This is a genomic window from Prosthecobacter sp., from assembly GCF_044226605.1.
Lineage (GTDB): Bacteria > Verrucomicrobiota > Verrucomicrobiia > Verrucomicrobiales > Verrucomicrobiaceae > Prosthecobacter.
In genome coordinates, this window is sequence record NZ_JBGAGS010000010.1 from 64,101 (window position 1) to 86,799 (window position 22,699).

At 61.0% G+C, this 22,699-nt stretch carries 26 protein-coding genes; 14 read left to right on the forward strand and 12 right to left on the reverse strand.

Features of this window, described 5'->3' with window-relative positions:
* Window positions 1–18: 18 nt before the first annotated feature.
* Both ACILSO_RS15165 and cdaA read right to left on the reverse strand, forming a co-directional pair.
* Window positions 19–330 carry a hypothetical protein gene (locus ACILSO_RS15165; protein WP_395738275.1) on the reverse strand — a complete coding sequence of 104 codons (312 nt, stop codon included), beginning with the start codon at window positions 328–330 and terminating at the stop codon, window positions 19–21.
* Window positions 308–1,114: a diadenylate cyclase CdaA gene (gene cdaA / locus ACILSO_RS15170; RefSeq protein ID WP_395738276.1), complete on the reverse strand. Its 807-nt coding sequence runs from the start codon at window positions 1,112–1,114 to the stop codon at window positions 308–310. The genes ACILSO_RS15165 and cdaA overlap by 23 nt, the downstream gene beginning before the upstream one ends.
* 105 nt (window positions 1,115–1,219) lie before the next feature.
* On the opposite strand from cdaA, the gene priA reads away from it, so the two are divergent.
* From priA to ACILSO_RS15215, 9 genes are all read left to right on the forward strand, one after another.
* A complete protein-coding gene (priA, locus tag ACILSO_RS15175; protein WP_395738277.1) occupies window positions 1,220–3,553 on the forward strand; it encodes a primosomal protein N' in 2,334 nt (777 codons plus the stop codon).
* A gap of 74 nt (window positions 3,554–3,627) precedes the next feature.
* Entirely contained in the window at window positions 3,628–4,122 is a 495-nt protein-coding gene (locus ACILSO_RS15180) for a hypothetical protein (protein ID WP_395738278.1), read from the forward strand.
* Window positions 4,123–4,133: 11 nt separating this feature from the next.
* Window positions 4,134–4,670 (forward strand): STAS domain-containing protein, encoded by a 537-nt coding sequence (locus ACILSO_RS15185; protein ID WP_395738279.1) that lies wholly within the window; start codon window positions 4,134–4,136, stop codon window positions 4,668–4,670.
* Between the two features lie 39 nt (window positions 4,671–4,709).
* Window positions 4,710–6,158, forward strand: coding sequence for a GAF domain-containing SpoIIE family protein phosphatase (locus ACILSO_RS15190; protein WP_395738280.1), 1,449 nt, complete (start codon window positions 4,710–4,712; stop codon window positions 6,156–6,158).
* A 30-nt stretch (window positions 6,159–6,188) separates the two neighbouring features.
* Window positions 6,189–6,755, forward strand: a complete 567-nt coding sequence (locus ACILSO_RS15195) for a nucleotide exchange factor GrpE (RefSeq protein WP_395738281.1) — start codon at window positions 6,189–6,191, stop codon at window positions 6,753–6,755.
* 18 nt (window positions 6,756–6,773) lie between these two features.
* Window positions 6,774–7,928 carry a molecular chaperone DnaJ gene (gene dnaJ, locus ACILSO_RS15200; protein WP_395738282.1) on the forward strand — a complete coding sequence of 385 codons (1,155 nt, stop codon included), beginning with the start codon at window positions 6,774–6,776 and terminating at the stop codon, window positions 7,926–7,928.
* A 6-nt stretch (window positions 7,929–7,934) separates the two neighbouring features.
* Entirely contained in the window at window positions 7,935–8,837 is a 903-nt protein-coding gene (cyoE, locus tag ACILSO_RS15205; protein WP_395738283.1) for a heme o synthase, read from the forward strand.
* 11 nt (window positions 8,838–8,848) lie between these two features.
* Window positions 8,849–9,562, forward strand: coding sequence for an SCO family protein (locus ACILSO_RS15210; protein ID WP_395738284.1), 714 nt, complete (start codon window positions 8,849–8,851; stop codon window positions 9,560–9,562).
* Window positions 9,563–9,565: 3 nt separating this feature from the next.
* Window positions 9,566–10,000, forward strand: coding sequence for a DUF420 domain-containing protein (locus tag ACILSO_RS15215; protein ID WP_395738285.1), 435 nt, complete (start codon window positions 9,566–9,568; stop codon window positions 9,998–10,000).
* 126 nt (window positions 10,001–10,126) lie between these two features.
* On the opposite strand, the gene ACILSO_RS15220 is transcribed toward ACILSO_RS15215, so the two are convergent.
* The 7 genes from ACILSO_RS15220 to ACILSO_RS15250 form a co-directional block, all read right to left on the reverse strand.
* A complete protein-coding gene (locus tag ACILSO_RS15220; protein WP_395738286.1) occupies window positions 10,127–10,435 on the reverse strand; it encodes a putative quorum-sensing-regulated virulence factor in 309 nt (102 codons plus the stop codon).
* 63 nt (window positions 10,436–10,498) lie between these two features.
* Window positions 10,499–11,383, reverse strand: coding sequence for an alpha/beta fold hydrolase (locus ACILSO_RS15225; RefSeq protein ID WP_395738287.1), 885 nt, complete (start codon window positions 11,381–11,383; stop codon window positions 10,499–10,501).
* Between the two features lie 19 nt (window positions 11,384–11,402).
* Complete coding sequence (locus tag ACILSO_RS15230) at window positions 11,403–12,443, reverse strand: 3-deoxy-7-phosphoheptulonate synthase (protein ID WP_395738288.1); 1,041 nt, start codon at window positions 12,441–12,443, stop codon at window positions 11,403–11,405.
* Window positions 12,444–12,477: 34 nt separating this feature from the next.
* Window positions 12,478–13,857 carry an APC family permease gene (locus ACILSO_RS15235; protein WP_395738289.1) on the reverse strand — a complete coding sequence of 460 codons (1,380 nt, stop codon included), beginning with the start codon at window positions 13,855–13,857 and terminating at the stop codon, window positions 12,478–12,480.
* A 112-nt stretch (window positions 13,858–13,969) separates the two neighbouring features.
* Window positions 13,970–14,350 (reverse strand): Hsp20/alpha crystallin family protein, encoded by a 381-nt coding sequence (locus ACILSO_RS15240; protein WP_395738290.1) that lies wholly within the window; start codon window positions 14,348–14,350, stop codon window positions 13,970–13,972.
* A 48-nt stretch (window positions 14,351–14,398) separates the two neighbouring features.
* A complete protein-coding gene (locus tag ACILSO_RS15245) occupies window positions 14,399–14,836 on the reverse strand; it encodes an Hsp20/alpha crystallin family protein (RefSeq protein ID WP_395738291.1) in 438 nt (145 codons plus the stop codon).
* Window positions 14,837–15,047: 211 nt separating this feature from the next.
* On the reverse strand, window positions 15,048–15,821 hold the full coding sequence (locus ACILSO_RS15250) for a TerC family protein (RefSeq protein WP_395738292.1): 774 nt from the start codon (window positions 15,819–15,821) through the stop codon (window positions 15,048–15,050).
* 119 nt (window positions 15,822–15,940) lie between these two features.
* Between ACILSO_RS15250 and ACILSO_RS15255 the strand changes: the two genes are divergently transcribed.
* On the forward strand, window positions 15,941–16,963 hold the full coding sequence (locus ACILSO_RS15255) for an NAD-dependent epimerase/dehydratase family protein (RefSeq protein ID WP_395738293.1): 1,023 nt from the start codon (window positions 15,941–15,943) through the stop codon (window positions 16,961–16,963).
* An 8-nt stretch (window positions 16,964–16,971) separates the two neighbouring features.
* Window positions 16,972–17,490 (forward strand): hypothetical protein, encoded by a 519-nt coding sequence (locus ACILSO_RS15260; RefSeq protein WP_395738294.1) that lies wholly within the window; start codon window positions 16,972–16,974, stop codon window positions 17,488–17,490.
* Window positions 17,491–17,589: 99 nt separating this feature from the next.
* Here ACILSO_RS15260 and ACILSO_RS15265 read toward each other — a convergent pair whose 3' ends face one another.
* Together ACILSO_RS15265 and pyrR are read right to left on the reverse strand one after the other, a co-directional pair.
* Window positions 17,590–18,516, reverse strand: a complete 927-nt coding sequence (locus ACILSO_RS15265) for an aspartate carbamoyltransferase catalytic subunit (RefSeq protein ID WP_395738295.1) — start codon at window positions 18,514–18,516, stop codon at window positions 17,590–17,592.
* A complete protein-coding gene (pyrR, locus tag ACILSO_RS15270; RefSeq protein ID WP_395738296.1) occupies window positions 18,513–19,064 on the reverse strand; it encodes a bifunctional pyr operon transcriptional regulator/uracil phosphoribosyltransferase PyrR in 552 nt (183 codons plus the stop codon). Before pyrR ends, ACILSO_RS15265 begins: the two co-directional genes overlap by 4 nt.
* 135 nt (window positions 19,065–19,199) lie before the next feature.
* Here pyrR and ACILSO_RS15275 point away from each other — a divergent pair, with 135 nt between their 5' ends.
* The 3 genes from ACILSO_RS15275 to ACILSO_RS15285 are packed head-to-tail and all read left to right on the forward strand — an operon-like array spanning window position 19,200 to window position 21,468.
* Entirely contained in the window at window positions 19,200–19,862 is a 663-nt protein-coding gene (locus tag ACILSO_RS15275) for a hypothetical protein (RefSeq protein WP_395738297.1), read from the forward strand.
* An 11-nt stretch (window positions 19,863–19,873) separates the two neighbouring features.
* Window positions 19,874–20,896: a murein hydrolase activator EnvC family protein gene (locus ACILSO_RS15280; RefSeq protein WP_395738298.1), complete on the forward strand. Its 1,023-nt coding sequence runs from the start codon at window positions 19,874–19,876 to the stop codon at window positions 20,894–20,896.
* Between the two features lie 41 nt (window positions 20,897–20,937).
* Window positions 20,938–21,468 (forward strand): RDD family protein, encoded by a 531-nt coding sequence (locus ACILSO_RS15285; RefSeq protein ID WP_395738299.1) that lies wholly within the window; start codon window positions 20,938–20,940, stop codon window positions 21,466–21,468.
* 11 nt (window positions 21,469–21,479) lie between these two features.
* On the opposite strand, the gene ACILSO_RS15290 is transcribed toward ACILSO_RS15285, so the two are convergent.
* On the reverse strand, window positions 21,480–22,697 hold the full coding sequence (locus ACILSO_RS15290; protein WP_395738300.1) for a redoxin domain-containing protein: 1,218 nt from the start codon (window positions 22,695–22,697) through the stop codon (window positions 21,480–21,482).
* Window positions 22,698–22,699: the final 2 nt, after the last annotated feature.

Genomic DNA, 22,699 nt, shown 5'->3' on the forward strand with positions numbered 1-22,699 from the left:
CGCAGGACTTCCTAAGTGTCAAAGACCGGCGGCACCGCCGATGGCCTCCGCCGGCTTGCCCGCCGGTTTCGTGGAGGCATTGGGCGGGGAAAGGGTGGGTTCCAGCTCGGAGGGCACCTGGACCGGCGGCGGGATCACGGGCGTCAGCTGGGAAGGCGCGGGCGAGGAGGAAACCGGGATCCGCGGCGGCGGCGGCATGGTATAGGTCGGCGCATAGCGGGCATCCTGCGCCTTGATCATGAACCAGAACAAAAACGCCAGAACCAGAGAAATGATTTTCTCCCGCCAGTTCAGGGTGAAAAGCTCCTTAATTTGATGCCCCCAGTTCATGACTGCCCTCCGTTGCGGTTTCCTCTGCGCCGGCAGAACCGCCAGTGAGGATTTCATTGATGCGCTGGCGCAGCTCCTCAGGTTCCAGGTCGTGCTCCAGCTTGCCCTGGAAGCAGAGGGAGAGCGCACCCGTCTCTTCAGAAACCACCAGCGCGATCGCATCCGTCTCCTCGGAGATGCCCATGCCGGCGCGATGGCGCAGACCGATGGCACGGTCCTGGATCTCCCTCTGGCTCACGGGAAAAACGCAGCCCGCCGCCGAGATGCGCCCCTGGTCAATGATCGCCCCGCCATCGTGCAGCGACGTCTTGGGCTGGAAAATCGTGGTCACAAGCTCGTTTGAGATCACCGCATCCAGCTCCACTCCGGACTCCGCATACGGCTTGAGGTCAATGCCCCGTTTCAGGGCAAACAGCGCGCCGCAGCGCCGGGAGGAGAGCTGCTGCATCGCCTCCATCAGCACATCCAGCGCTTCGGGATCGGGACGATTGAAGGAAAAAATGCGGCTGCTGCCCAGCTCTGCCAGCACACGGCGCAGCTCCGGCTGGAAAATGATGACCAGTGCGATGGCCAGGAAGACCGAAAAGCGCTGCAGCAGGCTGCTGATGACCGAAAGCTCCAGCAGCAGCGAGATGAGCGCCAGGCTCAGCAGCAGCACCAGCAGACCCGTCAAAATGCGCGCGCCACGTGTAGCGCGGAAGAACAGATAGCCATGATACGCCAGCGCGGCGAGGATCAAAATCTCCACGCCGTCGCGCCAGTGCTCTGTCAGAAAGTTCCACATGCCGTTCGCTCCGTGCTGCTGCGGGGAAACACTCGCACGGGGCGGATTGTTTCTCAAAAGAAGAATCGTTTTGGCCTGTGATTGACGACGGCTAGGGTGCGGCGCATGCCCCCCTCCAGTCCGAATCCCGCTTCCCAGCCCGGCCAGACCGATCTGTTCGGCACGCCTGTGGCCGCGGTCGTCTCGGAGCAGCCGGTCAGGCGGGTCGCCCGCGTGCAGCTCGAAGGGGCTGCGGCCATGGAGCTGGACTACGCCATTCCGGAGAATCTGGCGCACTCTGTCGTTGTCGGCTCACGCGTGATGGTGCCGCTGCAAAACCGGCGCATGAATGCGGTCGTGCTGGAGCTGCTGGACAAGTCACCGCACCGCGGCCGGCTCAAGGAAGTCGCCAGCGTGGTCGCGAAGCGGCCCATGTTCACACCGGCCCTGCTCAGGCTGGCACGCTGGATCGCCGAATACTATCTCGTCTCCGTCCACACCGTGCTGCGCACCATGCTGCCCCAGGCCGTGCGGGACAAGCCGGGCAGCTTCGTCATGGACAGCCACCTCAAGCTGCTGCGCGAGCCGCCGCCGGACGAATTCGAAAAACTCCGACATAAAGCGCCCATGCAGGCCCGCGTGCTCGACATCCTGCGCAGCTGCCGTGGGGAGGCGACTCTGAGCCAGATCCGCAAGGACCTGCCGCGTGCCGCGTCCATTCTCCCCCCCCTTCTGAAAGCAGGCTGGATCTCCCGCAGCGAGGTCCGCGTGGAGCGCGACCCGTTTCACGACGAGGCCTTCCTGCCCAGCCAGGCACTCACGCTTACCGCAGAGCAGCAGGCGGCGTTTGACCGCATCGTCGCTGCGATCGATTCGACCGAACAGCCCAAACCCCTCCTGCTGCACGGCATCACCGGCAGCGGCAAAACCGAAGTCTATCTGCAGGCCATCGCCCGCGTGCTGGAGCAAGGCAAAACAGCCCTCGTGCTGGTGCCGGAGATCGCCCTGACGCCTCAGACCATCGAGCGCTTCAAGGCGCGCTTCTCCGACCGCAGCGAACGCATCGCCGTGCTGCACAGCCATCTCAGCGATGGCGAGCGCCACGACGAATGGTTCAAGATTCACGAAGACAGGGCGGACATCGTCATCGGCGCCCGCAGCGCCATCTTCGCCCCTCTGGAGCGCCTTGGCATCATCATCGTGGATGAGGAGCACGAGCCCTCTTTCAAGCAGGACGAAACCCCGCGCTACCATGCGCGGGATGTCGCCGTCGTGCGTGGTGGCGTTGAGAAATGCGTGGTCCTGCTCGGCAGCGCCACGCCCAGTCTGGAATCCTTCGAAAATGCGGCGAGCGGCAAGTATGAACTGCTCAAAATGCTGCAGCGTACCGATGGCCGCACCCTGCCGCTGATCCGTATTGTGGACATGCGCATGGAGCGCCGCAAAGGCACCGGCACCACCGTGGCCAATGCCGGCATCCTCTCTGAAAAACTGCGCGCGGCCATCACCTCCCGGCTGGAAAAAAAGGAGCAGACCATCCTGTTTTTAAACCGCCGCGGCTTCAACACCTCCCTCACCTGCGTGGCCTGTGGCGAAACCATCCAGTGCCAGGACTGCAGCATCCCCATGACGCTGCACAAGCATGAAAACCGCCTCGTCTGCCATGTCTGCGGCTCGCGGCGGCTCCCTCCGGCCAAATGCCCCTTCTGCCATGAGCCGGGCATGAAATTTGCCGGATATGGCACCGAACGTGTCGAAGTGGTGGTGCGCGAAGTTTTCCCCCAGGCCCGCATCGCCCGGGTGGATACAGACACCATCCAGCGCAAAAACCAGCTTCGCGACCTGCTGCGAGATTTTCGCGCCCAGAAGCTGGATCTCATCATCGGCACGCAGATGATCGCCAAAGGCCTCGATTTTCCCAACGTGACCCTCGTCGGTGTGCTGAATGCCGATCTCGCGCTGAATCTGCCGGATTTCCGTGCGGCCGAGCGCACGCTGCAGCTCCTGGTGCAGGTGGCAGGCCGCGCCGGGCGTGGCGAGGTCAAGGGCGAGGTCGTCGTGCAGACCTACGCCCCGCACAGCCCGGCCGTTCAGTTTTCACGGCACAACGATTTCGAGGGCTTTGCGCAGCAGGAGCTGGAGCAGCGGCGCGCCTTTCACTACCCGCCTTACACCCACGTCGTCATCCTCGCCAGCCGGGGAAAACACCAGGCGATGGCGGAATTTGCGCTGCAAACCCTGCACCGCCGCCTGATGGAGGGCCTGGCGGAAGACGTGCTCATGGGTGAGCCCGCCCCCTGCGCCATGGCCAAGGCTCACGGTCAGTTTCGTTTCCAGCTCCTGCTGCGAACCGCCAAAATCCGCCCCCTTTGCCGCCACATCCAGCAGGTCATGCAAGCAACTAGCCTGCCAGAAGATGTGATTGTGACGTGGGATGTGGACCCCGTTTCACTTTTGTAAATAATTCTTTGGCTGCGCAAAGAATCCAAGGGAACGTTGACATCAAGCGTCCCGATTCAATATTCCCCTCCTTCATGACGACAGAGAAACGCACCTCCTGCCTCCGCCTCGGATGCCTTGCCATCCTTGCTTTTGCGCTTTCTGCCTGTTCGAGCACCGTGGTGGGCCCTGGAGGAAAGATCTCCAAGGTGAAGTATTACCACCTGATGCCATTCTTTACGCCGCAGACGACGAACACGACGATTCTGTTTGAGCGCCAGCACTTCATTTATGGAGCGGTGACCAAAAAGGAAATTGTGGACCGCTTCGGCCATTATTACGCCTTCTTCTGGAAGGCGAACGACCGCACAGGGCCGCTGACCGTCCGCTTCGAATATCAGCAGGCGCAGTCCGGACTTGCCAAACACGTCCAGGAACTGGTCGTGGATGATGTGCGTCGCAGCAATGTTTCCAAATTCCAGGTCGTCGGCCCAGAATATCAAAAAAGTGGTCGCGTGATCGCATGGCGCGTAAGCATCCTGCGAGGCAAGGAAGAGCTGGTCAGCCAGCAATCCGCGCTCTGGAACTAACCCCGCAACGCATGACTCCTCCCACTCATATTCTTGTCGGCACCATCGGACGCGTGTTCTGGATGAGGGTGGATGGCCGGGGAACCTTTCAAAACAGCCTGCAGGCCAAAAAAGCGCTTCAGCGCGTGATCGAGCAGGGAATGAAAAATCTCGTCGTCGATCTCGAACGCTGTCCGATGATGGACTCCACCTTCCTCGGCATGCTGACGGGAGCCGCCTTGAACCTCCGCGAGTCCGGCAGCGGATCCCTGTGCGTGGTCAACGCCAATCAGCGCAATCTGCAGCTGCTCACCAGCCTCGGCCTCGACCACATTCTTGAACTGGACCGTGACGGGAAGCTCTGGGAGGCCGAACGCAAGGCCGTCTGCGATGCCCTGCAGAACTGCGGCGAAAACATTGCCGAATGCAAGGAGGCGCAGACCCAGCATGTGCTCTCCGCCCACCAGGCCCTGGCCAATGTCAGCGCCGCCAATGAAAGCCGCTTTCACGATGTGATCGAATTTTTGGAAAAAGAGCTGGAGGCTGGCACATCTGCTGTTCCTGCCTGAGGGCGTCCCCCCGGATGAGCCGGGCCGCCCATTGAAAACATGACCTCCGCCCTCATTGTCCTGATCGTGCTGCTGATGACGGCGGGACTCGTAATGCTGGCAAAAATTGCTCGTCAGCAGAGCCATGCCCTTGCGGAGCTTCGCGCCGAGGAGGAGGCCATCGTGGCCGAGGAACGGCGCATGTTTAATTACCTGCATGATCTCGGCGAGGCCATCTGGCGTGATGACCAGCAGGCCTCCATGTACCGGCTGATCGTGGAGGGCGCCATACGCGTGACTCAGAGCACCGGCGGAGCCCTCTACCTCTTTGACGAAGCTTCCCAGCAGCTTGTGCCCCGCCACTATTCCGACTTTTGCGCCCCCCTCATCGCTTTGCCGGAGCGCGTCCGTCAGCAGATGAAGGAGAACTCCGCCACTCTTCTGAGCACCCTGCGCATGAACGCAGAAACGGTGAAGGCAGGACTGCTCGGCGGCATCTTCACCCAGCAGAAGACGGAGCTGCTTGCAGACATCGGCCTGGATCCCCGCCTGGGCGAGCACCTCGTCCCCTCGCAGCAGAACGTCACCGCCATGATCGGCCCCCTCAGCTTTGGCACGCGCAGGCTCGGCGTGCTGGCCGTCACCTCGCCCAAGGAAGGCCGCAGCTACAACGCCAATGACTTCGAGGTCTTCAATTCCCTCATCGAGCAGTCGGCCTTCGCCCTGGCCAATGCCATGTCCCATCAGGAGGCGGCGAAAAATCGCATGGACCAGCAGGAACTGCAGAACGCCAGCCAGATCCAGAAGGTTCTGCTGCCGGAGGCAGACCCGCAGGTGCCCGGCTTCATCATTGCCGGCAAAAACATTCCCGCACGCACCCTCAGCGGCGACTATTTTGACTATCTCCCCCTGCCGGACGGCCGTTTTGGCGCTGTCATTGCCGATGTTTCCGGAAAAGGCCTTGGCGCCGCCATGATCACCGTCATGTGCCGCACCCTCATGCGGGCCAAGTCTCAAACTTCCGACTCTCCCAGCGCGGTTCTGGCCGCTGTGAACCGCCAGATCGCCCCGGACATCCGCGAGGACATGTTCATCACCATGTCCTACGTCGTGATGGAGCAAAATGGCCCAAAACTTACCCTCTCGCGTGCCGGTCACAACGCCGCGCTGCTCTGGCGCAAGGCCACCGGCAAGGTCGAAACCCTTCACCCCCCTGGACTCGGCGTCGGCATCGACAAAGGTTCGGTCTTCGAGCGCGTCACCAAGGACGCGGACTTCGAGATGCTGCCGGGAGACACCCTGCTTCTCTACACCGACGGCGTCAACGAGGCCATGGACCCCAAAGGCATCGAATTTGGGGAGGAACGCGTGGAGGAAGAACTAGCCAAGCATGCCCCCAACGGGCCCAAGGCCGTCATCGGCGGGATCATCCTGGATTTGGAGCACTTTTTGAAAGGCCGGCGCTCCCATGACGACATCACCTTGATTGCGATCCAGAAGACGGCATAGTCGCGGCCCCCCAAAACACCGCGAAACCCTATGACCGAGCCGAGTCCCGATACGACCCAGCAAGCCGCTTTTGAAGAAGTCCCCAACTCTGAAGCCACCGCTCCAGTGGAGGACACCACACCTCAAGACCCCATGACTGTTCTGGCCTTGGAGGCCGAGCGCTGGAAAGACATGGCCTACCGCAGCCAGGCTGAGCTTGACAACTTCCGCAAACGCTCCGCCCGGGAGGCCCAGGAAACCCGCGCCTACGCCAACGCCGACCTCCTCCGCGCCCTCTTCCCCATCCTCGACAATTTCGACATGGGCCTCGAAGCCGCCCGCGCCGAGTCGGAAAAGTCCATGATCTTCATGGGCATGAGCATGGTCAGCCGCCAGCTGCAGGATTTCCTGCGTGAGAGCGGCGTGCAGGAAGTCGAGGCCCAGGGCAAGGTGTTTGACCCTAACCTCCATGAGGCTGTCGCCCAGGAGGCAAGCCCCTCCGTGCCCGAAGGCACCATCCTCCGGGTCACCCGCCGCGGCTACAAACTCAAAGACCGCCTCCTGCGTGCTGCCAGTGTCATCGTTTCCAGTGGCACCCAGCCTCCCGCGCAGGCGTAAACTCCTCTCCACACTGCTATGGCCGACAAACGAGATTATTATGAAGTCCTAGGCGTCTCCCGTGACGTCTCGGCCGAGGATTTGAAAAAAGCCTACCGCAAGCTCGCGGTGAAATATCACCCGGACAAAAATCCGGACGACAAATCCGCCGAAGGTAAATTCAAGGAAGTGGGAGAGGCCTACGACGTGCTCAGCGATGAGCAGAAGCGTGCCGCCTATGACCGCTACGGCCACGCCGCCTTCGCGGGTGGCATGGGCGGCCCGTCCGCCGGTGGCGGCGGCTTCCACGATCCGTTCGACATCTTCCGCGACGTCTTTGGCGGCGGCGGCGGTGGCGGCATTTTCGAGCAGTTCTTTGGCGGTGGAGGCGGCGGCGGTGGCCGTCGTCGCGATGGCCCCCAGCGTGGCAGCGATCTGCGCTACGGCATGGAAATCACCCTCGAAGACGCCGCGCACGGCGTGGAGCGTGAGATCGAGTACGAGCGCAGCGCCTCCTGCAAAACCTGCTCAGGTTCCGGTTCCGCCAGTGGTGGCGGTAAAAAAACCTGCCGCACCTGCGGTGGCGTCGGCCAGGTCATCAGCTCCCGTGGCTTCTTCCAGATTCAGCAGACCTGCCCGGACTGCAGCGGCAGCGGCGAGACCATCAGCGATCCCTGCCGCTCCTGCAGCGGCACCGGTCGCTCGAAGGAACGCACCAAGGTGCGTGTCAAAGTGCCTGCTGGCATCGAAGACGGCTCCCGTCTGCGCTCCACCGGCAACGGCGATCTCGGCATCAAAAACGGCCCTGCCGGCGACCTCTACATCGTCGTCCAGGTCAAACCGCATGAGATCTTTGAACGCGAGGGCAACGACCTGCACTGCGATGTTCCGCTGTCCTTCGCCATCGCCGCTCTCGGTGGCGAACTCACGGTGCCCACCATGGAGTCCAAGGCGTCGGTCAAAGTTTCTGCCGGCACCCAAAACGGCACCACTTTCCGCCTGCGCGGCAAAGGCATGAAAATCCTCGGCGAAGACCGCCATGGCGACCTCTACGTTCACGTCCAGATCGCCGTGCCCACCAAGCTCAATGCCGAACAGCGCGAGAAACTCGACGAATTCGCCAAGTCCCTCGGCGAGCAGACCTCCCCCATGGAGGAAAGCTTCTTCGAGAAGGCGAAAAAGTTCTTCCGCTAACCGCTCATGACCACCCGCGACCTCCTGACCCTGACGAAGTTCCGCCTCAGCGCGCTCGTCATCGTCACCACGCTGGTGGGCTTCTGGCTGCGTGCGCCCAAGGGCTTCGATTTCTGGCTGCTCTTCCACACCATCGTCGGCAGCACCCTCGCTGCTTTCGGCGCGGCCGTGTTCAACCAGCTCATGGAGATCGAGCCCGACTCGCGCATGCAGCGCACGGCGGACCGCCCCCTGCCCTCCGGCCGCGTGAGTCCTTCGGCGGCCTTCGGCATCGGCTGGCTGCTCAGCGCCATGGCGCTCATCCATCTGACCATCCGGGTGAACATGGAGGCTGCGGCGCTTACCGCGCTCACCCTCGCGGTGTACCTTTTCATCTACACCCCGCTCAAGCGCCAAAGCGCCACCAACACCCTCGTGGGCGCGGTCTCCGGCGCGCTTCCCCCCCTCATCGGCTGGGCTGGTGCTGCAGGGCCGCTGCCAGCCGGTTCCGCGCCACACTTCCGCTGGGAGCTCATGTACGAGCCGGGGGCCATCTACCTCTTCCTCCTGCTCTTCCTCTGGCAGCTTCCCCACTTCCTCGCCATCAACTGGATGTACCGGGACGAGTACCGCAAAGGTGGTTTCGTCATGCTGGCGAATGATGACGAAGAAGGCACCCGCACCAGCTTTCATGCGCTCGGCTACTCCATTGCCACCCTGCTGCTGATGTTCTACCCGGTCTACGCAGGGGTGGCCCATGCATGGTGGTTCCTGCCACCGGCCATCCTCCTCACCGGCTGGCTTTGCCTGCTGGCCCTGCGCTTCAACCGCCAGCCGGAGCGGCCCGCCGCACGTAAACTTTTCTTCTGCACGCTGATGTATCTCCCCGGCATTTTGACCGTATCCATCCTTGCCTGGAAGCACGCGTAAACCGCCCCGCCATGAACGAATCCCCCCCCGCCAAAGCTCCGCTGAACCCCTGGTCCATCTGGGTGCCGATCATCATCGCCGTGCTCGGCCTTGTCGTCTTTTACAACTACCTCATCTACCGCTCCAAGATTGACAATGATGTGAACCGTCCGCCCATCTACGGCCGCCTCGAAACTGATCTCGAACTCACCGAGCGCAGCGGCAAGACCGTCCACCTCGAAGAATTGAAGGGCAAGGTCCTCGTCATTTCCTGGGTCTTCACGCGCTGCCCCCGCGGCTGTGCCGCCGTCATCGGCAAGCTCAAAAAACTGCACGCGGAGTTTGGCAACGAGCCCGGCCTCCAGTTCATCAGCTTCACTCTCGATGCCGACGACACGCCGGAGATGATGAAAAAATTCGCCGCCGGCCTCGACATCAAGGACGACGCCAAATGGTGGTTTGTGAATGGCGAGAAGGAAGCAGTGCGCAAGTTCATGACCACCAAGGTCCAGTTCCGCCCCGTGCAGGATCTGCCGGAAAAAGACCGCCTCTCTCCGGATGACAAATACATCCACGATCTCCGCGTCGCCGTCATTGACCATCGCGGCCATGTCCGCGGCCTTGAGGACATTCTGAACGCCGACCCGGACGCCCAGAAGTTCTGGGATGAAAAGATCCGCAAGGATCTCCGCTACCTGCTCGACGAACAGAAAAAGTTCCCCTACATCCCGCCCGCGGCCCAGTAACCCATGGACGTCACCGAACTCCCCAAGCTCTACACGATTTTCAATGGCTGTGCCCTCGTGCACATCCTCCTCGGCCTGACGATGATCAAGATCGGCCAGCGGAAGCCGCACATCGTCAGCATGATCATTGCGCTGCTCTTTTCCACCGCCTTCCTCGGCTGCTACCTCTACTACCACTACCACGCCGGCCACGTGAAGTTTGCCGGCACCGGCATGACCCGCCCCATCTACTTCTTCATCCTCTTCACCCACATCCCGCTGGCGGTGCTGAGCCTGCCCCTGATCATCATGACCGTCGTGCCCGCCCTGCGCGGCCGCTTTGACAAACACAAGCGCATGACCCGCTGGACCGTCCCCGTCTGGCTCTATGTCTCCGTCACCGGCATCATCGTCTATCTCATGTGCTACGTCTGGTACGGCCCGCCCATCCGCGCATAAGCCGCCGTGTGCCGTGTTTTGGAGTGCGGTCGCGCAGTGAGGAACGAACGAAGCTACCGCTTTCCGCAGGCCGCTAACCTCGCTCAGACCACAACGTGGGCGAACACCCATCGGACCAGTGCGGTCTCACTCCTCAAACTTCCACGACTTCTGCTTCACCGGCTTCAGGTCCGTGCGCCCGTATTTCTTCCGAAACACGTCAAACACCACATCGGACCCGTCCGCCTTCATCTGGTGCACCATTTGCAGCAGCTTCCCCAGCCGCCCCTTCGGAAAACCGGCTTTGTTCGCAAACCATCCCAGATACTCCGCCGGGATGTCGTAGATCGGCACCCCGTTCGGCGGAAAATGCTGCGGCCCATACTTCCCGAACGGCATGAACGTCCGTCCGATCTCCTCAAAATCGGCGCGCATGCGTTCGGCCAGGTCGTCCATGCCACACACTAGTGCGGGCAAACCTCCCCGCGAGCGCCTTCTTTCTCAGCAGCAGCATTCGCGCTACTTCGCAGCCCCGCGCGCCTCATCCAGCAAAACATCCACGATCTTCTCCGCGCCAAGCATCGGCAGTGAATAATGCCCGTCCTCCTCAAACACCGTCAGCTTTGCATTCGGCATCTTCCTCACAAACCGCTCAATCATTGTCACCGGGATGTTCTTGTCCCGGCCACCATGCCAGTACCGCAACGGGAAGAGCACCTTGCTGAAATCGATGCCCCAGTCGCTCGAATAGATGTTCCCATCCGTGCTGACAGAACGCACCGATGAAGTCACCCCCACTCGACCGCTCGCCATCAGAATCCGATACAGCTCCGGCTGGTGCAGCGCGAATTGATCCCGCTCACACATTTTCCCCACAAACGCCGCCATCAGCGGTGCATCCACCGGCAGCCGCATGAACTGCCCCGCCGCAGCCAGCCCAGGACCGAGCAGCGGCGGCACATGGCGCTGCCCCCACAGCGCGAGTCGATACGTCCACATCAGATCCTGCGTGCCCACCTCTCGCAGTGGCGGCGCGCCGCAGATTACGCCCGCACTCAGCAGCCGCTCGGGCATGGCATGGGCACAGGCCAGCACGTAGGGACCACCTCCGGAAACACCCAGCCCATGAAACTTCGTCCAGCCTAGGTGGGCCGCGAGTTCTGCCATGTCCGCAGGCCAGTCCAGCAGCTTGCGCTGCGGCTGAAACTCCGAAAGCCCGATGCCCGGGCGATCTGGCGCCACGACCCGCAGCCCCCGCTTCTTTCCCACCTCATGCAAAAACTCGCCCTGCAAACGCGACCCGGGCCAGCCGTGAAAATAAAACATCGGCACACCCGCAGGATCACCAAATTCCGCATAGGCCAGCTTCCTGCCGGACGAGAGCGTGAAGAGCTGGGCGTTCATGGCAGGAAAAGTCAGCCTGTCACAGCAACGCACACGCCTCGCGCAGCAGCATGTCTGTCGTCTCCCAGTCAATGCACGCATCCGTGATCGACTGCCCGCGCACCAGCTTGTCCAGCGGCTGCGGAAACTTCTGGTTCCCGCCCACCAGATTGCTCTCCAGCATCGCGCCGATGATCGCTTTCTGCCCTGCGGCGCGCTGGCGCACGATCTCGCGGAACACATCCGGCATCCGGCGGTGATCTTTCGCGCAGTTGCCGTGGCTCGCATCGATCATGATGGCCGGCTTCAGCTTCGCCGCTTCCAGTCCGTCGATCGTCTCCACCACATTGTCCGCGCCGTAGTTCGGCCCATCCTCACCACCCCGCAAAATGATGTGGCAGTCCGGATTCCCGCTCGTCGTCACCGCAGAGGCGACCCCGTCTTCGCTCACGCCCAGAAAAGTCTGCGGCTGCATCGCCGCCTTGATCGCATTGATCGCTGGCGTGATGTGCCCAAACGTGCCGTTCTTGAAACCTAGCGGCATCGACAAACCGGACGCCATCTGCCGGTGCGTCTGCGACTCCGTCGTGCGTGCGCCAATGGCGCTCCAGCTGATCAGGTCCGCAATGTACTGCGGCGTGATGGGGTCCAGCAGCTCCGTCGCCGTCGGCAGTCCCAGATCCAGCACATCGCGCAGAATCTGCCGCGCCAGCTTCAGCCCCGCCGGAATGTCGCAGCTACCATCCAGCCGCGGGTCCATGATCAGCCCCTTCCAGCCCACCGTCGTGCGCGGTTTTTCAAAATAGACGCGCATCACCAAGCACAGCCGGTCCTTCACCTCCTGCGCCAGTGCCGCCAGCTTCCGCGCATACTCCAGTCCTGCCTCGGGATCATGGATGGAGCACGGCCCAAGGATGACGAGAAAGCGTGAATCCTTGCCCGTGAGAATGTCCCGGATCTGCTGCCGCGACTGTGCCACAAAGGCGGTCTGCGCCTCCGTCGGCGCGATGTCGCTGATCATTCCGCGTGGCGAAGGCAGCGGAATGTTGGAGGCAATGTGAAGGTTGGCGGTCTGACTCATGGGAACGTTTCCATACAGCCGGAACGGCCCCACTTCAATCTTCCTGCACCACTGGATTCTTTGGCTTCAAAATAAAGTAGAGCACCACGCTGATCAGCACCACCGCCCCCGCAATCAGCGGAGCCGTGCGCTGCGCTTCATCCGTGCTTGTGATGGCACTTTGCACCCGCACCACGATCAGCGAGGCGCATACCAGCGCACCCAGCACCGGCACAAACGTCGGAGGCTCAAAGCCTCCCTTCGGCTCATCGGAGCGACGCTTCAGAATGATCAGCGAGATGTTCACCACCGTGAAAACGATCAGCAGCAGCAGCACCGTGGACTCCGCCAGTTGCTTCACACCCCCGCTTAGGATCAGCACCGAAACAATGCCAAACAGCACAAACACCGCCACATGCGGCGAGTGCCGAGTGGGATGCAGTTTGCCAAGAACCGCCGGCAGCAGCCCCTGGCGGCTCATTCCATAGAGCAGGCGCGATCCCATCAGGTAGTTCAGCAGCGCCGTATTCCCGATCGCAAAGATCGTGATGAAGGCATACACCGGCTTGATCCCCGTGAACCACGGTGCTGCCCTCCGGGCCACCTCCATCAGAGGTGCATCGCTCTTCGCCAGCTGCTGCCAGGGCACCACGGACACCGCCGTGATCGCCACCGCCAGATAGATCATCGTAGCCAGCACCATCGCGCCGATCAGCCCCAGCGGCACATTGCGCCCCGGGTTTTTCACTTCTTCGCTGACATTCAAAATATCCTCAAAACCGATGAACGAATAAAACGTCAGCACCGCACCCTGCATGATGAGCGCCATCGTAATGCCAGAGCCTGTTCCGCCCGCCACCGTATCCCCCGGAGATTCCAGGTAGTTCACCCCACCCCAGAAGCGCACGCCTATGATGATGATGAAGATCAGCCCGCTGGCCTCGATCACTGTGCACAGAATGTTCAGCCACATGCTCTCCTTCAGGCCGCGGTAGATCACACAGCCCACGAGGCTTACCACCCCGATGGCGCACAGCTTCACCAGCATGTCCGTCGGCTGCCAGCCGATGAGCTCCTTGATCTGTCCGATGATCGCCTGAGCCCCGGTGGCCATGCTGGTAAGTCCGCTCATCATCACCGCGATGCCGATGATGTAGCTCAGCAGCGGCTTGCCCAGCCCGCGCTGCGTCACATACGCCGCGCCGCCCGCCTTGGCATACCGCCCGCCTACGCATGCATACGTCAGGCCCGTCAGCAATGCGCCCACCATGGCCATGATGAAGGCCAGCCACATGGCATTGCCCAAGCCTGCCGCCGCCTTGCCAATCAGCGCGTAGATCCCCGCGCCTAGCATGGAGCCCAGACCATAAAACATGATCTGCCAGGGTCCGAGAGTCTGCTGCAGTGAAGGCTGGGGAGGGGAAGAGTCGGCCATATCCACGCTACTAGCCGAGATCGTGCCGCGCTGGAAGCCAAAAAGAGGCCGCCCGCCTCGCACATTTCGGCGAGGCGGGCGGCAGGTGGTTTTCAGGCGCTGACCGGTGGGATTACAGCACCGGAATCTGGCGCGGTTTCGCCACTTCCTTCAGCGGCAGGCGCAGCGTCAGCACGCCATCTTCGAGCTTGGCCGTCATCTTCTCCTCGTCCACCGGCGTGTTGAGGCGCAGGCGCAGGAGGTAGCTGAGCGGGGAAAGCTCGCGGTGCAGCGTCTTCATGCCTTCCGGCACGGTGGTGTTGCGTTCGCCGCGGATGGTCAGGATGCTGTCTTCGAGATCGATCTTCACGCCGCCCTTCGGCACGCCTGGCAGCTCTACGCGCACTTCATACGCCTCGGCATTGCCGTTGACGTTGTAGAGCGGCTTGCGCAGAGATTCGGTGACGCCGGTGGTGGAAGGAGAGCAGGTGCGGGGGGTGCAGGTGGTGTTCATAGTCATTTTAAAAGTGGGGTGTTTGGCTTTGGTTGGGTTGGGGATGGTTCAGTTCAGGGCGATGGTGCGTGGCTTGCTGCGTTCCTGTTTGGGCAGCGTCAGGGTCAGGATGCCGTCTTCGAGCTTTGCGGAGATAGCTTCGGCGTTTACGCCGTCCGGCACGGAGACGGAGCGCGTCATGCTGAAGGAGCTCTCTTTTTCGCCATCCTTCTCGCGTTTCTCTGCAGAAACGGTGAGCAGGCCGTTGTTCAGCTCGATTTTGACATCTTCCTTCTTCACGCCCGGCACTTCAAAGCTGGCGAAGTAGTTGTCTTTGTCTTCATGCACATCCACGGCCAGCTTGTCTCCGGACACGCCGGGAAACACCTCGCCGAGGTTGTTGAGGAAGTTGCTCAAGGTGGGCAGGCCAGCCAGAGGATGGCGGAACCATCCATCAAAGTCAGCGATGCGGTTGAGGCCGAAGGGGTTGGTGCGGATGAGTTTCATGGTTTTGGCAGGGTTGATGATTGAGTTTTGGGAGTTGGTTTTTCGTTCCACCCAATACTTATGCATCAGCCATGCCAGACTCTATTTTACCCACTCAATCCATTGAAAATGAATTAACTAAAAATTCGTTCAGCCCATCAACCACTTACCAATGTGTGCCAGAATCGGCACGCTTTGTGTCATCACTGTGCCATTTCGTGCCAGTCGGCAATCAGGCGGCCTCTTTCTTTTTCTTGGCCTTCAGATTCAGCAGTTCCACCGCCATCGAAAAGCCCATGGAGCAGTAGATGTAGCCCTTCGGAATCTCAAAGTGGAAGCCTTCACCGATCAGAGCGGTGCCAATGAGAATCAGGAAGCTCAGCGCCAGCATTTTCACCGTCGGATGCCGCGCCACAAAGTCGCCCACGGCTTTCGCAAACAGCATCATGAAGCCTACGGAGATCAGCACCGCCGTCACCATGATGGAGATATGCTTCACCATGCCCACGGCGGTGATCACCGAGTCCAGCGAGAACACGATGTCCAGCAGCGCGATCTGCACCATCACCGCGCCAAACGCCGCGCCTTTGCCCACGCTGTTGCGCACCTCGCCCTCGGGATCGCCTTCCAGTTTCTCATGGATCTCCTTCGTGCTTTTGTAGATCAGAAACAGGCCGCCAAAAATCAGCACCAGATCTTTCCCGGTGATCGCATGGTCAAACACCTCAAACAGCGGCTTCGTCAGGGACATCACCCATGTGATGGAAAGCAGCAGCAGAATGCGCGTCAGCATCGCCAGCCCCAGGCCCATGAAACGTCCGCGCGGCCGGTCCGCCGCCGGCAGCTTGCCCACCAGGATCGAAATGAAGACAATGTTGTCGATGCCCAGCACGATCTCCAGCACGCACAGCGTCAGCACCGCGATCCATGCCTCAGGGCTGGAGACCCAGGAAAAGTCGAGCACATTCAGGTTGGCGGTTACAGCGTGGGCGGCATTGGCGATCATCGGGCCACGATGCTAGCGGGAATTGCCTCCTCGGCAAACTCTGGGATGATTTTCCGGCCAGTCTCAGCTTGTTCACCAAAATCTCTTCCATTTTTCAAATCGCGGTCATAGATGCGCGCATGTCGCCCACAAGCCTCGAAGAGCTCGAAGAACGCCTCAGCCGCCCCACTCCCGCGGTGATCGAAATGATGAGCCGCCTGCCCGGGGACATTGTCATTCTGGGTGCGGCTGGCAAAATGGGCCCCTCCCTGGCTCGCATGGCCAAACGTGCCAGCGATGAGGCAGGCACCAGCCGCCGCGTCATCGCAGTTTCACGCTTCAGTTCACCTGGCGCGGCGGAGGAGTTTCAGCGGCACGGCGTTGATGTCATCGCCAGCGATCTCCTCGCCGCCAACGCCGTGGCCTACCTGCCCCATGCGCCCAATGTCATCTACATGGCGGGCATGAAATTTGGCTCCACCGGTCAGGAACCCATGACCTGGGCCATGAACGCCTGGCTCCCCGGCCTTGTGTGCGAGCGCTACCACCGCAGCCGCATCGCCGCCTTTTCCACCGGCAACGTCTATGGCCTCGTCCCCGTCGAGCGCGGCGGCAGCCACGAAGAAGACGCCCTCAATCCCCGGGGCGAATACGCCATGAGCTGCATGGGCCGTGAGCGCATCTTCGAATACTTCAGCGAGACTCGTGGCACCCCCGTCTCCCTCATCCGCCTGAACTACGCCTGCGATCTTCGCTACGGTGTCATGGTGGACATCGCCCGCCAGGTCTGGAGCGGCGAGCCCGTGGACGTCACCATGGGTTATTTCAACACCATCTGGCAGGGCGATGCCAATGCCCTCTCCCTCCTCAGCCTCGCCAAAGCCCGCAGTCCTGCCTGGCACGTCAACCTCACCGGCACCGCCACCCTCAGCGTCCGCGAAGTCGCCAAACGCTTCGGCGAAATTTTCGGCAAACCCGTCCAAATCACCGGCCAGGAAGCCCCCGACGCCCTCCTCAGCAATCCCTACCGCAGCTTCGTTGATCTCGGCGTCCCCTTCGTCCGCGACGAAGAACTCACCGACTGGGTCGCCCACTGGATCTCCCACGGCGGCGAATCGCTCGGAAAGCCCACGCATTTCGAGTCTCGGGATGGGAAGTTTTGAGATTCACCATGAGCTACTGGTCTCAACTCAAAAAGTGGCTCGGGGCAAAACCCGCCGACTATTCAGAGACCTTTCCTGACGTGTTGCAGACTGAATCGCTAGGTTCTCTTCGTCTTTCGCTTTCGACTCTCCATGGCAATGGAAAACCTTTGTTCACAATCTGCGTCTATAAATCTGACTCGAGCGAGGGTGCAATCGGCGCCTCTTTTCACCCGGATACTTCCAAAGAAGCAGATCCTACAAGCTGGCGAGAGACGTTCGACCATCGATATCGTGAATTCGAAGAAGGCTGGCTAGCTATTTTGAATAGCAGAAAAGAATCGATATTCCAACGCTCTGAGGGATGGCTACCACCCGAAGGTCATGTTGGTGACTTTTTTTCATCACTTCAACTCGGGCGAATTCTGGTTTCTTCAGATTCATCGGTGACTATCGCGTTTGAATCATCGCCAGCCTTGGAACACCACGATTTGAGCGTGACCTTTGACCATCAGAATAATGTTCAAGAGGTGGCGATTGAAGGGTGACTTTATATCACAGGCAGCCCCCTCTCCGGCCAATTTAAAATTCCCAGTTTTCAGTTCTCAGTTTACAATCTCTGCGCTCCTTCCAACCACCCAGCGCTCTCACTCCGCCGCCCCCGGCCTCAGCCAGTACAGCACGCTCATCCGCACCGCGATGCCATTCTCCACCTGCTGGTTGATCAGGCACTTCTCATAATTCATCCCCGCGTCCGTGATCTCCACGCCGCGGTTCACCGGACCGGGGTGCATCAGGTGCAGCCCGCGCTCGCGCAGCACCTTCACCCGCTCATCCGTCAGACCGTAGTTGCGATGGTACTCCGCCGAGCTCGGCACAAACGGTTCGTCAATGCGCTCTCCCTGCACACGCAGGAGATAGATCACATCCGGCTTCCATTCAAAGGCATCCGTCCAGTTGCCAAACTGCGGGATCTCCCGCGGCACCTCGCGTGGCATCATGGAGCCGGGAGCCAAATACGCCACCTGCATGCCCAGCCTGCGAAAAATCAGGCTCGTGCTCCGCGCCACGCGCGAGTGCTGGATGTCTCCCACGATTAGCGCGCGGCATCCGCGCAGGTCCTTGTGGATCTCCCGCAGCGTGAAGGCATCCAGCAGCGCCTGCGTCGGGTGCGCATGCCACCCGTCGCCGGCATTGATCACACTGGCTCGCGTGTTTTTGGCGATGAGATTCGGCGTGCCGGACTGCTTGTGCCGCACCACGATGTAGTCCACCCGCATGGCCTCCAGCGTCTCCACCGTGTCCAGCACCGACTCCCCTTTCACCACGCTGCTCGACTCGATGTCAAAGTGCGTCACGTCCGCAGACAGTCTGCTTGCCGCCACCTCAAAGCTCGAACGCGTGCGCGTGGAAGGCTCGTAAAACAGAGTCAGCACCGTCTGCCCCTTCAGCGTCGGCACCTTCTTCACGCTGCGCTTGAAGAGGTCCTTGAACGGCACGGCATTGTCCAGCACGAAGGAGATTTCCTCATCCGTGAGCGAGGCGATGTCGAGAAGGTCTTTGCGCGGGGTCATCTTGCGGGGGCTTGGGTTTGCACGGTGCAGGCGTCCTGCCCGTCCACTTCTTCAAATCTCACAGCCACCCTCTCGTCGGGCGCCAGGGTCACCTTCAGGGCGGAGAAATCCGGCTGCACGGGAAATTCGCGGCCGCAGCGGTCCACCAGCACGGCCAGCTGCACCCGTTTGGGGCGCCCAAAATTCATCAGCTCGTCCAGTGCCGCACGCACGCTGCGCCCAGTGTAAATCACTTCATCACACAGCACGACGTTGAGGTCGTCGATGTCGAAGGCAATGTCAGACCCCTCCAGCTTCGGCAGCATTTGAAACGTGTTCAGGTCGTCACGGTATTGGGTGATGTCGATCGTGCCGATCAACACCTTCGGCCCGCCTATTTTTTCCATCTCCGCCGCGATCCGCTTCGCCAGCGGCACGCCCCGCGTGAACACCCCCACGAGGCCGATGCTCCCGGCCCCCGGATTGGCCGCCACAATGCTTTCCGCCAATGCCCGCACGCCATCGGCCATCTGGGCCTTCGTGAGGAGCGTGCGTACTTGGTCTGGCATGGTTGCGTGGTGCGCGGACAGTCCGGCGATTCGCGGTGTTGTCAAATCGGGGGATGTCCATGCCGGCATGGAAGTTTCACGCCAGTTTGCGCCTCCAGGGTTGCAAAGCGCGCGCGTCTTTGGTTTGATGCACTCATGCGACTCCTTTTCCGCGCCGTTTTCATGCTGTCCTTTTCCGGTCTGCTGGCCAGTTGTGACACCCTCAGGGAGAACAAGCTCCTCATCACCGCGCACGTGCAGACCAATGAGATCGAGCATCCCCACGAGCTCATGAAGCTCCCCATTTTCGGCCATGAAATGATCTTCAAAAAGATCCCCGAGTTCAGCCAGCGCAGCATCTCGGGCTTCGAACCCTTCCCCGACGAAAAAGCCCCCGGGTATTACGGCGTGCTCCTGCAGCTCGACACCAAAGGCCGCACGGCTCTGGATCTCGCCACCCGCCAGTACCGCGGCATGTACATCCTCACCATGGTCAACGGCCTGCCCATCGACATGGTGGAGATCGACCAGCCCATCACCGACGGACGCTTCACCATCTGGCGCGGGCTTTCCCAGCAGACGATCGAAGAGATGGACAAGTTCTACCCGCGTCTCAAATACATGAAATCCTCCTCCCGTTTGATGGACGACATGCTGCCCTCCACGGACAAGGAGAAAATGAATTCCCGCAGAGATGCCATGGCTCTGGAGGCCGCTGAAAAAGCCGCCGCCCGCGACAAGGAGCGCGGCGTCGTCCGTCCTCCCCCCAAGAAGCCCAACGACCTGCCTTTCGAAGGCTACAAGCTGCCCGGCACCTGAAGTCGATGACCATGATGATGCGTCTCGCGCTTCCCCTGCTTCTGCTCTCCCTGCTCGCTGGCGCACTGCCGGCGCAGCAGCTGCAGCTCCCCACTGCCAACCACTCGCTGTACGGTGCTCCCGCAGACTTTTTCCAGTTTGTGGACCGCGACTTCGAGGGCTCCAAAACCACCCCTTGGGAGGGCGGGCAGTTTGGCTTTGTCCGCGATCCCCGCCGCTTCGGCAGCCGCATCGCCTACGCCCGCTTTCACGAAGGTCTCGACATCAAGCCTCTGCAGCGCGATGCCAGAGGCAATCCGCAGGACGAGGTGGGCGCGATTGCCGACGGCGTCGTAGTTTATGTCGCCGCCGCATCAGGCCTGAGCAATTACGGCCGCTACATCGTGGTGCAGCACAACTGGGGCGGCAGCCCGTTTTTCTCCCTCTATGCGCATCTCGCCTCGGCGCATGTCAGCACCGGGCAGAAGGTGCAGGCTGGAACGCCCCTTGGCATCCTCGGTTATACGGGCAGCGGCATCGACCAGCGCCGCGCCCACGTCCATGTGGAGCTGAACCTCTTCCTCTCCAGCCGCTTTGAACTCTGGCACAACGCCAGCTTCAACACGCCCAACCACCACGGCCTTTACAACGGCCTCAACCTCATCGGCCTTGATCTTCAGTCCCTCTACCTCGCGCAAAAGAAGAACCCGGAACTCACTGCGGCCAGCGCGGTGAAAACCACAGAAAGCAGCTACCGCGTGGCCGTGCCCGGCACTGCCGAGATGGAGATCCTCAAAAACTACCCTTGGTTGCTCGAGGGTCCGCGGCCCGTGGGCAGGCCCGCCGGCTGGGAAATCACCTTCAGCCGCTGGGGTTTGCCTTTGGCGGTCAAGGCATCCACCACCGCAGTCTCAGCGCCCTACGTGACCTGGATCAAAGACACCGGCATCCCCCATTTCACCAACACCCGGGGCTGCGTGTCCGGCAGCGGCAGCACTGGCAAGCTCACCACGGAAGGTCTGCGGTTTGTAAATCTGGTCTGCGGTTTGTTTTAGGCTGGACAGCAAAATGCTGTCTGTCTCACAATTTCCGCGCCATGAACGATCCCATCAATCCTTACGCGCCGCCCCAAGCGAATATTGTGTCCGCCGTTCCAGAGGCATCTCAAAAGCTTGCCTCCCCCTGGCAGCGTCTGGGTGCCAGCCTCCTCGATACCGTGATCATGCTGGCCGTTTTTCTCCCTGTCATGTGGCTGGGCGGATACTTTGATCGCATGATGGAACGTGCCTCCCGTGGCGTCTCATGGAGTCCAGAGCAGCTGCTTTGGGCTCCCGTCGGATTCTGCATCATGCTTGCCCTTAACTGGGTTCATCTCGGCCGCGGCCAGACCATTGGAAAAGGCATCGTAGGTGTGCGCATCGTGCGGAAAAATGGCATGCCGGTCGAGCGCTCTCACATCATCCTCAGGCGTCTTCTGCCTGTGCAGCTCATCGCCCTGATACCCTGCATCGGCGGCATTTTCGCTATTGTGGACTCCCTTTGCATTTTCCGCTCCCAGCACAACACCATCCATGATGACATCGCTGACACCAAGGTCGTGGACCTCAGTGCGCAGCCTGCGTCTTGAGACGGCTCACGTCACGGCTTCGCTTCCGGCTCCGGCTTATAAAACCGGCCCATGTGCTCCAAAATCTTGGCGCGCAGTTCGTCTCCATCAACGGCGCCGTTCTGGCGGAAAATAACCTCTCCTCCCGGCGCCACCACCAGTGTGTGCGGGATCGGACCGGGCCACTCGGCATCTAGCGCCTTGATGAGTTCATCCTGGCTTGCTCCACTGAAGACGTAGGCATTGCCCTTGCGCCCCTCCGCCTTGAGCGAGGGCTTCAGCTTGTCCGGCACCACCGCATTGTGCTTCTCCAGAAACGTCTTCACCTCATCCATCGTCTTGGGATCGTCCATGCTGATGCTGATGAACTCAAAATCCCGCAGGCCAAACTTCCGCGAGGTGGCCACCAGTTCCGGGAACTCCTTCACACACGGCCCGCACCACGTGGCCCACACGTTGAACATCCGCACCTTCTTCGTGTCGTTCTTGCGCAGCGCCTCCACGCCCTTCGCATCGATCAGTTCCACCTCCACCTCGCCCTTCTCCCACTTCTCATTGTCCGCCACCAGCTGCTGCCGTTTGTCGATCCACTTCGTGGAGCACCCGTGCGGCTTCGTCACCTCCACCGGCACCGGCTTGCCCGCCAGCAGCGCCTCGACCGCATTGCGCGCATCCGGAGAGGTCACGGTGCTGTCATCTCCGTAGCGTGAGTCATCCAGCCTCCCCTGGTAGCGCAGCTTGCGTTCCTTGTCGAAAAGGAAGACATGCGGTGTCGCCAGACAGCCATAGGCCAGCGCCGTCTTCTGCGTGTCACCATCATAGAGATAGGGAAACGTAAAACCCTGCTCCTTCGCGTGCAGCTTCATCTCCGGAAAGCTGTCGTTGTACTTCGAGTAGCCCAGCTCATCCGGCCTTAGCGCCGCCGGATCATTCGGATTGATCGCCACCACCTTCAGCCCCTTCCCCTTGAAGTCCTTCTGCAGCTTCTTGATCCGCCCCTCCACCGCCTGCGAAGTCGGGCAGTGATTGCTCAAAAACGCGATCATGAGCAGGTCCGCGTCCTCGTAATTCTTCAGCGTGTGCTTCTCCTCATCGATGCCGATGAGATCAAAATCCGGTGCCGCATCCCCGATCTTGAGTTCGTTAAATCCCTCCGGCCCCGCCGGCTTCTTCCCCTTCGGCGTTTCAGCATTCACAATCACCGGCAGCCACGTCGCCGCCAGCAGAAGGGTGTAAGCAAGCTTCTTCATAA

Bases quoted from the DNA above. Each gene is read 5' to 3' on its own strand.
- ACILSO_RS15165 (WP_395738275.1), bottom strand. From the start codon at position 330: ATGAACTGGGGGCATCAAATTAAGGAGCTTTTCACCCTGAACTGGCGG.
- cdaA (WP_395738276.1), bottom strand. From the start codon at position 1,114: ATGTGGAACTTTCTGACAGAGCACTGGCGCGACGGCGTGGAGATTTTG.
- priA (WP_395738277.1), top strand. From the start codon at position 1,220: ATGCCCCCCTCCAGTCCGAATCCCGCTTCCCAGCCCGGCCAGACCGAT.
- ACILSO_RS15180 (WP_395738278.1), top strand. From the start codon at position 3,628: ATGACGACAGAGAAACGCACCTCCTGCCTCCGCCTCGGATGCCTTGCC.
- ACILSO_RS15185 (WP_395738279.1), top strand. From the start codon at position 4,134: ATGACTCCTCCCACTCATATTCTTGTCGGCACCATCGGACGCGTGTTC.
- ACILSO_RS15190 (WP_395738280.1), top strand. From the start codon at position 4,710: ATGACCTCCGCCCTCATTGTCCTGATCGTGCTGCTGATGACGGCGGGA.
- ACILSO_RS15195 (WP_395738281.1), top strand. From the start codon at position 6,189: ATGACCGAGCCGAGTCCCGATACGACCCAGCAAGCCGCTTTTGAAGAA.
- dnaJ (WP_395738282.1), top strand. From the start codon at position 6,774: ATGGCCGACAAACGAGATTATTATGAAGTCCTAGGCGTCTCCCGTGAC.
- cyoE (WP_395738283.1), top strand. From the start codon at position 7,935: ATGACCACCCGCGACCTCCTGACCCTGACGAAGTTCCGCCTCAGCGCG.
- ACILSO_RS15210 (WP_395738284.1), top strand. From the start codon at position 8,849: ATGAACGAATCCCCCCCCGCCAAAGCTCCGCTGAACCCCTGGTCCATC.
- ACILSO_RS15215 (WP_395738285.1), top strand. From the start codon at position 9,566: ATGGACGTCACCGAACTCCCCAAGCTCTACACGATTTTCAATGGCTGT.
- ACILSO_RS15220 (WP_395738286.1), bottom strand. From the start codon at position 10,435: ATGGACGACCTGGCCGAACGCATGCGCGCCGATTTTGAGGAGATCGGA.
- ACILSO_RS15225 (WP_395738287.1), bottom strand. From the start codon at position 11,383: ATGAACGCCCAGCTCTTCACGCTCTCGTCCGGCAGGAAGCTGGCCTAT.
- ACILSO_RS15230 (WP_395738288.1), bottom strand. From the start codon at position 12,443: ATGAGTCAGACCGCCAACCTTCACATTGCCTCCAACATTCCGCTGCCT.
- ACILSO_RS15235 (WP_395738289.1), bottom strand. From the start codon at position 13,857: ATGGCCGACTCTTCCCCTCCCCAGCCTTCACTGCAGCAGACTCTCGGA.
- ACILSO_RS15240 (WP_395738290.1), bottom strand. From the start codon at position 14,350: ATGAACACCACCTGCACCCCCCGCACCTGCTCTCCTTCCACCACCGGC.
- ACILSO_RS15245 (WP_395738291.1), bottom strand. From the start codon at position 14,836: ATGAAACTCATCCGCACCAACCCCTTCGGCCTCAACCGCATCGCTGAC.
- ACILSO_RS15250 (WP_395738292.1), bottom strand. From the start codon at position 15,821: ATGATCGCCAATGCCGCCCACGCTGTAACCGCCAACCTGAATGTGCTC.
- ACILSO_RS15255 (WP_395738293.1), top strand. From the start codon at position 15,941: ATGTCGCCCACAAGCCTCGAAGAGCTCGAAGAACGCCTCAGCCGCCCC.
- ACILSO_RS15260 (WP_395738294.1), top strand. From the start codon at position 16,972: ATGAGCTACTGGTCTCAACTCAAAAAGTGGCTCGGGGCAAAACCCGCC.
- ACILSO_RS15265 (WP_395738295.1), bottom strand. From the start codon at position 18,516: ATGACCCCGCGCAAAGACCTTCTCGACATCGCCTCGCTCACGGATGAG.
- pyrR (WP_395738296.1), bottom strand. From the start codon at position 19,064: ATGCCAGACCAAGTACGCACGCTCCTCACGAAGGCCCAGATGGCCGAT.
- ACILSO_RS15275 (WP_395738297.1), top strand. From the start codon at position 19,200: ATGCGACTCCTTTTCCGCGCCGTTTTCATGCTGTCCTTTTCCGGTCTG.
- ACILSO_RS15280 (WP_395738298.1), top strand. From the start codon at position 19,874: ATGATGATGCGTCTCGCGCTTCCCCTGCTTCTGCTCTCCCTGCTCGCT.
- ACILSO_RS15285 (WP_395738299.1), top strand. From the start codon at position 20,938: ATGAACGATCCCATCAATCCTTACGCGCCGCCCCAAGCGAATATTGTG.
- ACILSO_RS15290 (WP_395738300.1), bottom strand. From the start codon at position 22,697: ATGAAGAAGCTTGCTTACACCCTTCTGCTGGCGGCGACGTGGCTGCCG.